7 protein-coding genes and 1 pseudogene are annotated in these 7,164 nt (G+C 63.7%); 2 read left to right on the top strand and 6 right to left on the bottom strand.

Annotated elements, in window-relative coordinates; translation table 11 throughout:
• Window positions 1-324: pseudogene (locus VGD20_RS05710) on the bottom strand (hypothetical protein); the annotation flags it as partial.
• A 117-nt stretch (window positions 325-441) separates the two neighbouring features.
• On the opposite strand from VGD20_RS05710, the gene queF reads away from it, so the two are divergent.
• Together queF and VGD20_RS05700 are read left to right on the top strand one after the other, a co-directional pair.
• Complete coding sequence (gene queF / locus VGD20_RS05705; RefSeq protein WP_331133524.1) at window positions 442-912, top strand: preQ(1) synthase; 471 nt, start codon at window positions 442-444, stop codon at window positions 910-912.
• A 45-nt stretch (window positions 913-957) separates the two neighbouring features.
• Entirely contained in the window at window positions 958-1,368 is a 411-nt protein-coding gene (locus tag VGD20_RS05700) for a thioesterase family protein (protein WP_331133523.1), read from the top strand.
• 17 nt (window positions 1,369-1,385) lie between these two features.
• On the opposite strand, the gene VGD20_RS05695 is transcribed toward VGD20_RS05700, so the two are convergent.
• The 5 genes from VGD20_RS05695 to VGD20_RS05675 all read right to left on the bottom strand — a co-directional run.
• Window positions 1,386-1,571: a hypothetical protein gene (locus VGD20_RS05695; protein WP_331133522.1), complete on the bottom strand. Its 186-nt coding sequence runs from the start codon at window positions 1,569-1,571 to the stop codon at window positions 1,386-1,388.
• 133 nt (window positions 1,572-1,704) lie between these two features.
• Window positions 1,705-2,991 carry a cytochrome P450 gene (locus tag VGD20_RS05690; protein WP_331133521.1) on the bottom strand — a complete coding sequence of 429 codons (1,287 nt, stop codon included), beginning with the start codon at window positions 2,989-2,991 and terminating at the stop codon, window positions 1,705-1,707.
• Between the two features lie 55 nt (window positions 2,992-3,046).
• Window positions 3,047-3,487 carry a hypothetical protein gene (locus tag VGD20_RS05685; RefSeq protein WP_331133520.1) on the bottom strand — a complete coding sequence of 147 codons (441 nt, stop codon included), beginning with the start codon at window positions 3,485-3,487 and terminating at the stop codon, window positions 3,047-3,049.
• Window positions 3,484-5,079, bottom strand: a complete 1,596-nt coding sequence (locus VGD20_RS05680; protein ID WP_414714547.1) for a helicase HerA-like domain-containing protein — start codon at window positions 5,077-5,079, stop codon at window positions 3,484-3,486. The genes VGD20_RS05685 and VGD20_RS05680 overlap by 4 nt, the downstream gene beginning before the upstream one ends.
• Before the next feature lie 662 nt (window positions 5,080-5,741).
• Window positions 5,742-7,164: TonB-dependent receptor domain-containing protein (locus VGD20_RS05675; protein ID WP_331133519.1), on the bottom strand; the 1,423-nt coding region annotated here is incomplete at its 5' end.

Here is a 7,164-nt window from a genome sequence, read left to right as displayed (position 1 = left end):
GGGCGCCCGAGTCGCGGGAGTCGTCGTCGCAGGCTGTGTCGGCGCCACCCGCGGCGGCGCGGGCGTCGGAGCGGGTTGCGCCGGACCCAGCCGTTCGCCCGGAGCGACGGGCGGCAGGCCGTTGTCCGACGGCCCCTGGACACCGGGGGTGCGGCCGTCGTCAGCGGGCGGCAGGCGAAAATCGAGCGGGCGGGACGATGGTGCAGGCGACGGATTCCCGTTTTCCTGCGCTCCGGCGGAACCCGCAAAAGCAAGCGACAGCGCAAACGCAACCAGCGGCAACGATACCGCCTTGCTTGCCTGCCCCTTTGTCCCGTTCTTCATTCTGTTTCCGCGATCCCGAATATTCATCTTGGCCCGCGCCGCTGAATTGGCGCTGAACCCGGCCGATCCCGACATGTCGGCGGTGACATCGGCCGCGCTGCGCACTAGAGCCTTTCCATGACCGATTCCACCCCTACGCCGCTCGCGCCGAAACATCTCGGCCAATCGAGCGAACTTCCTGCCTCACCGCAAGCCGCGGTGCTCGATTATGTTCCGAATCCGCGCGCCGGCGAACTTTATCTCGTCCGGTTCGCCGCGCCCGAATTCACCTCGCTCTGCCCCGTAACCGGCCAGCCCGATTTCGCACATCTTGTCATCGACTATGCGCCCGGCCAGACGATCGTCGAATCGAAGAGCCTGAAGCTGTTTCTCGGGTCTTTCCGGAACCATGCGGCCTTCCACGAGGACTGCACCGTCGGCATCGGCCGCCGCCTGTTCGACGAGATGCAGCCCAAATGGCTGCGCATCGGCGGTTACTGGTATCCACGCGGCGGCATTCCGATCGACGTTTTCTGGCAGTCGAGCGCCCCGCCCGCAGATTTGTGGCTGCCTGATCAGGGAGTCGCACCCTATCGCGGACGGGGGTGAAAATTCATCTTCCCGTCATATATAGTTGACACTAATGTAAACGATATGAGCGCAGCTTCCCTTCCGCACGACCATGCGATCGCCGTCGGTGCCGACCAGATCGATTTCATGGGGCATGTGAACAACGCCCACTACCTCAGTTGGGTACAGGAAGCGGTGCTGGCGCACTGGCGCCACATCGCGCCCCCGGACGCGGTCGCGGCGCACCTGTGGGTCGCGCTGAAGCACGAGATCACATATCGCCGTCCCGCCTTTCTCGACGACCAGGTGATCGCCACCGTGATCCTCGAAAAAGTCCAGGGCGCACGCGCCTTCTACGAAACGATCATCAAGCGCGGCGAAGACGTCCTCGCCGAGGTCAAATCGAGCTGGTGCTGTATCGACGCCGAAACATTGCGTCCTGCGCGCCTTGCGAGCGAAGTCGTCGCGCGCTTCTTCCCGCACGAGAAGATTTGAGCCGACGGCGCCGCGGATTACGGGCTTACCGGATCATCGTCGCCATCGACCGCGAGCCAGATGCCGCCGGCTATGATCGCAATCGCGAGCAGAATGGGAAGCCAGTTCGCGCCTTCGAGTTCGTTCTGACCATCGCTGACCGACGCGACGCGGGTGGCGTCGAGGGCAGGCGCAGCCGAAGCAGCGATCGGTGAGAGGAGCATTGAGGTCGCGGCAACCGAAACGGCTGCTTTTTTCCAGAAAAGCATCACAAATTCCTTTTACAGTCCGCCCGGAACGCGGCTGACAGGCAATTTGTTCCAATTTCGAATGCGCGATAATTCCCGCGTCAATCGCCTAGGCCGCCTCGAACCGGATCGGCAGGCGCTTGAGCCCGCCGACGAACACCGATTCGACGCGCGCAGGTTCGCCCGCGAGTTCAAGGCTTTTCAGCCGCGGCAGCAATTCCTCCATCAGGATCCGCATCTCCATGCGCGCGAGATGCTGGCCGAGACAGACATGCGCGCCGAAGCCGAAGGCGATCTGCTGGTTTTTCTCGCGGTCGGGATCGAAAGCGAACGGATCAGCGAAGACGCCCTCGTCGCGATTGCCCGACACATAGTTGAGCATCAGCCAGTCGCCTTCGCGGATCGTCTGTCCGCCGATCTCGACATCTTCTTTCGCGCTGCGCATGAAATGCTGCACCGGCGTCGTCCAGCGGATCGCTTCCTCGATCAGCCCCGCCTTGTCGCTGCCGGCGGCGCGGAACCGTTCGAACAGCGCCGGATTTTTCGCGAGTTCCATCATCGCCCCTGCGGTCGAAGCACTCGTCGTGTCGTGCCCCGCCGTCGCGATGATCATGTAATAGCCGGCCAGTTCGCGGTCGGGGATCTGTTCGCCGCCGACCATGGCGTTCGCTATCACCGTCGCGATATCTTCGCGCGGATTGGCGCGGCGATCGGCGGTGAGGGCACCGAAATAATTTTCGAAATCGGCGATGACATAATTGAGCATCGCGATCGCCTGTTCGGCACTGGTGATCGCTTCGCGGCTGCGATTCAGTTCGGGATCGGTCGACCCGAACAATTGCTGCGTCAGCATCAGCATGCGCGGCTCGTCCTCGGGCGGGACCCCCAGGATGTCCATGATGACGCGCAGCGGATAATGTGCCGCAACATTGCGCGCGAAATCGCATTCCCCGCCCGCCTCGAGCATGTGGTCGACGGTTTCGCGCGCGATTTGCCGGATGCGTTCTTCGACGATTTTCAGGTTCTTGGGCATGAACCAGCTCTGCGTCAGCAGCCGGTATTTCATATGATCGGGCGCGTCCATCTGCACCAGCGAACGAATCAGGTGGCCGTCGTTGTTCGGCGTCGCGGCGCGCGCAATGGCCTCTCCGGCGCGATTGGTCAGCACCGTTGGGCGGATGCCGTTCGCGAAACGCTGCGGATCGCGGCTGATCGCCATGATGTCGGCGTGTCGCGTCACCAGCCAGAAAGGATCGAGTTCGGGATTCTCGGCGACCGCCAGCGGCGCATTGGCGCGCGCCCACGCGAGCTGCGCGTGCAGCGGGTCCCATTGGCCGTATGCGACGGGGTCGACGACGGCGGCGGCTACCTCTCCAGGCAATATCGGTTTTGTCATTGAAGGCGAAGCTGCCGCAACTCGTGCTCCAAGTCGAGTGGCAAAAGGCAACCGATCAGATCGCGGTGACCGGATCGGGCAACGCCGCCTGCCATTCGGCGCGGGCGCGGCGAATCATCGCCTTGAGCGCGGCGGCCTGTTCTTGCCAGGCCGCCGCGCAATCGGACGTCCACGCCGCTCCCGCCATCAAACCGAGCTCGGCGACGGTCATGTCGATGAAAGCGTCATATTCGGCGATCGGCAGCGGGCCATAGGCGCGGTGCGTATGGACGAGTTCGGTGACCAGCGGCCATACCCAGCCCTCGCCCTTCGCGAGCCCGAACATCATCTGCAGCGTCTCGTCGGTCATCCGGCGGGACGAGGCATCGACGACCATGAAGCTCGCACGCCGGTCGGGAAAAGCGGCGAAGAAGCGGTCGAACAGCGCATGACGGATATCCACGCCGCGGTCGGCGACGGCGGCGAGGCTCGCCTCCATCGCCGCTACGCCGTTCATTTGAACAGGCTGCCCAAAATGCCGCGCATCAGCTGGCCGCCGAGCTTGCCCGCAACCTGCCGGCCGAGGCTGGTTGCCGCCGAACGCGCCGCCGACTGGACCATCTTTTCGGTCATCGAGGGCTTGGCGGCCTCGCGCGCCGCGGCCTTTTCGAGCCGCAGCCGCTCGCGTTCCTCGGCCGCCTTCTGCTTCGCCTCTTCCTTCGCGGCGATCGCGGCCTGCTTGTCGGCCTCGACCTGCGCCTTGGCCTCGACCGCGGCGGCCTGCGCCTGCTCGGCCTTGGCGGCGAGCAGTTCCTCGGCGCTCTCGCGGTCGACCGCGGTGTCATATTTGCCCTCGACCGGCGAGATCGACTTGATGATTGCGCGCTCCTTGGCGTCGAGCGGTCCGGCGCGCGAGCAGGGCGGCTTGATCAGCGTGCGTTCGACGGGTGACGGCGCGCCATCGGCCATCAGCAACGACACCAGCGCCTCGCCGACCTTGAGCTCGGTGATTTCGCGCGCGACATCGACCTTGGGGTTGGGGCGGAAGGTGTCAGCCGCGGCCTTGACCGCCTTCTGGTCGCGCGGCGTGAAGGCGCGCAGCGCATGCTGGACGCGATTGCCGAGCTGGCCCGCGACATCCTCGGGAATGTCGATCGGGTTCTGGGTGACGAAATAGACGCCGACGCCCTTCGACCGGATCAGCCGCACGACCTGCTCGATCTTTTCGGCGAGCGCGGGCGGCGCGTCGTCGAACAGCAGATGCGCCTCGTCGAAGAAGAAGACGAGCTTCGGCTTGTCGGGATCGCCGACTTCGGGAAGCGTCTCGAACATCTCGCTGAGGAGCCAGAGGAGAAAGGTCGCGTAGAGTTTCGGGCTCGCCATCAGCTTGTCGGCAGCGAGGATGTTGACATAGCCGCGGCCATTCTCGTCGCAGCGGATCATGTCCTGGATATCGAGCGCGGGCTCGCCGAAGAAATGATCGCCGCCCTGGCTTTCGAGCGTGAGGAGCTGGCGCTGGATCGTGCCGACGGTGGCCTTCGACACATTGCCATATTTGGTCGTGAGTTCGTCGGCATTCTCGGCGCACCAGGCGAGCATCGCCTGCAGGTCGCCAAGGTCGAGGAGAAGCAGATTCTGCTCGTCGGCGACGCGGAAAGCGATCGCGAGCACGCCTTCCTGCACTTCGTTGAGCCCCATCAGCCGCGCGAGCAGCAGCGGCCCCATTTCCGAAATCGTCGTGCGAACGGGATGCCCCTGTTCGCCGAACAGGTCCCAGAAGATCACCGGATTGTCGCGATACGCCCATTCGCTGTCGCCGATCTCGGCCGCGCGCGCCGCGAAAATCTCGTGCATCTTCGAGGTCGGGCTGCCCGCCATCGCCATGCCGGCAAGGTCGCCCTTCACGTCGGCGACGAACACGGGGACGCCGACTGCCGAGAAACCCTCGGCGAGACCCTGCAGCGTCACCGTCTTGCCGGTACCGGTCGCGCCCGCGATCAGCCCGTGGCGGTTCGCGCGTTTCAGCACGAGCGACTGGCGCGGCCCGTCCGCCGCGCCGCCTCCGCCAAGGCCGATATAGATTTCGCTTGCCGTGCTGCCGTCGCTCACCCGTTATTCTCCACCTGATAATCAGGCGTCGAGGTTAGAGCGACGGTGCAGGTGAGGCAATCGGCAAACAGGACACAGGGCGGATGCCAATCGAACGGCGGTTTTCGACCGGAAGTTGCCGATAGGGATGTGCACCCCGGCGAAAGCCGGGGCCCAGAGCGTAATCGCGCAATGCCAGCCTTCTGACGCCATGGGCCCCGGCTTGCGCCGGGGTGCACAAAAGGGGCAGCTCCCCACCCCAAATCGGACGCCTGGAAAAAAGGCCTTTCCTACATTATCCGGCCATGCCAGCCTTCATCCCGGCTCTTTCATCTGGTGGATAAAAGCGGTTGCCGGCCGGTGTGGGCAAACGGTCAGGGCCGGGCGCTTCCAGCACCCGGCAGGGTCAAATGGAACGGCGCACAAGGCTGACCTTTACTGAACTTTGGACAATGTTGCAGCGGCAGCCCTCCACCCCATCGCGGACCATCGCGCCGCGACACGCGGCTTTTTGAAGCGACGAGGGAGAAAGCACGATGCATGCGCATCCTTGTCCGTTCGAGCCCGAGCGGGATCGATTGCCGACTGCTCGCCGTGCTCAACTCTCCACCCGTTGCCGGAGCAAAAAAAGGCAGCGGTATCGTCGCGATACCGCTGCCCCCGGGACTATCTGTTGATGAGGTTCAGAAGTTGAGCTTCACGCCGCCCGAAACATAGCGCCCGATGACGTCATAGTTCGGCGTGACATAGGGGGTCAGCGGCGGATCGACGTCGAACAGATTGTTGACGTTGCCGAACAGGGTGAAGGCACCCGCCTTGAACTGCAGCCCAAGGTCGACATAGGTGCGGCTGCCGTTGCGGTTGTTCACCGGCGTGGGTGCCGGCGGGGTATTGTAGAGGCCGCCATCGACGTACCGAACGCGCACATTGGCACCGAAGTCGGCGTTGTCGAATGCCACCGTCGCACTGCCGCGCCATTTCGGGGTCGAGAAGGCGGTTTCGCCGCCGACCACGCCCGCAACATCGACGCCATCGACCTTCAGGTGGAAGACGTGGTTGGCCAGCGCGCGGAAGCTGAGATTTCCGTCGCCCAGCGCCATCCGGTACGATGCTTCGATGTCGAGGCCCTGCGTGTTGTAATTGGCAAGGTTGCGGACAGTATTGGTCATCGACTCGATTTCGCCGTTGGGTTTGCGGACGATGACGCCGCCGCACGTCGAGTCGCTTGGCTTGCTGGCGACGCATTGCGCAATCAGCGTCTGCGCAGGGATCGACGTGATGACATTGTCGATATCGATATCATAATAATCGACGGACAGGCGGAAGCCCGGGATGTAGTGCGGCGAATAGGATCCCCCGAGGGTCAGCGTATGGGAGATTTCGGGGGTCAGATTCTTGTTGCCGCCGCCAAAGACCGTCACACCGCTCTGAACGACATCGTCGCCTCGGTAGAGATCGACAACGGTGCCGATGCCGACCGAGCGGGTGGTGAAATATTCGGCGATGCTGGGCGAGCGAATGTCGCGCGAATAGACGGCGCGCAGCAACAGGTCGTTGACGAGACGCAGGGTGCCGCCGGTTTTCCACGACCAGATGCCGCCGCTGGTGCTGTAATCCGAATAGCGGGCGGCACCATTGATTTCGAGACGCGCCACGTCTTCGGCATCAATCAGCGGCACGTTTACTTCGGCGAAGACTTCCTTGACGTTGAAGCCGCCATTGGTCGCCGACGAGTTGAGCACACTCAGGGCATTGGCCTTGGACAGCGGATCGACATAGTTGGTGACCTGCTTCTCCCAGCGCACGTCGGTGCCGACCGCGATGTCGACAGGCCCCGCCCAGGTTGCGAAGGGCTGACCCGATACGCTGGCGCCCGCCGCATCGAGCTTGATGGTGGCGATCAGGTGTGCGCCGCCAAAGGCCCAGGCTGCTGCGTCATCCGAGATATTGCCATTGCCAAAGAGATTGATCGGCACGCAATTGGGATCGTCGTTGGTCTGGTCGGCATCGGCATTGACGCGGCAGGTCGGGGTATTGCCGACCAGCACCGAATCGACGCCCTTGGCGAAGTTCGCCTTGATCCGCTGGTTCTTGACCTGCTGGCTG

The organism is Sphingopyxis sp. (assembly GCF_036402335.1).
GTDB lineage: Bacteria > Pseudomonadota > Alphaproteobacteria > Sphingomonadales > Sphingomonadaceae > Sphingopyxis.
The sequence above is the reverse complement of the archived record's forward strand: the minus strand, read 5'-3'. Positions and strand labels throughout refer to the sequence as shown.

Coding starts and splice junctions, on each gene's coding strand:
- VGD20_RS05685 (WP_331133520.1), bottom strand. CDS start 3,487: ATGAACGGCGTAGCGGCGATGGAGGCGAGCCTCGCCGCCGTCGCCGAC.
- VGD20_RS05700 (WP_331133523.1), top strand. CDS start 958: ATGAGCGCAGCTTCCCTTCCGCACGACCATGCGATCGCCGTCGGTGCC.
- VGD20_RS05690 (WP_331133521.1), bottom strand. CDS start 2,991: ATGACAAAACCGATATTGCCTGGAGAGGTAGCCGCCGCCGTCGTCGAC.
- VGD20_RS05695 (WP_331133522.1), bottom strand. CDS start 1,571: ATGCTCCTCTCACCGATCGCTGCTTCGGCTGCGCCTGCCCTCGACGCC.
- queF (WP_331133524.1), top strand. CDS start 442: ATGACCGATTCCACCCCTACGCCGCTCGCGCCGAAACATCTCGGCCAA.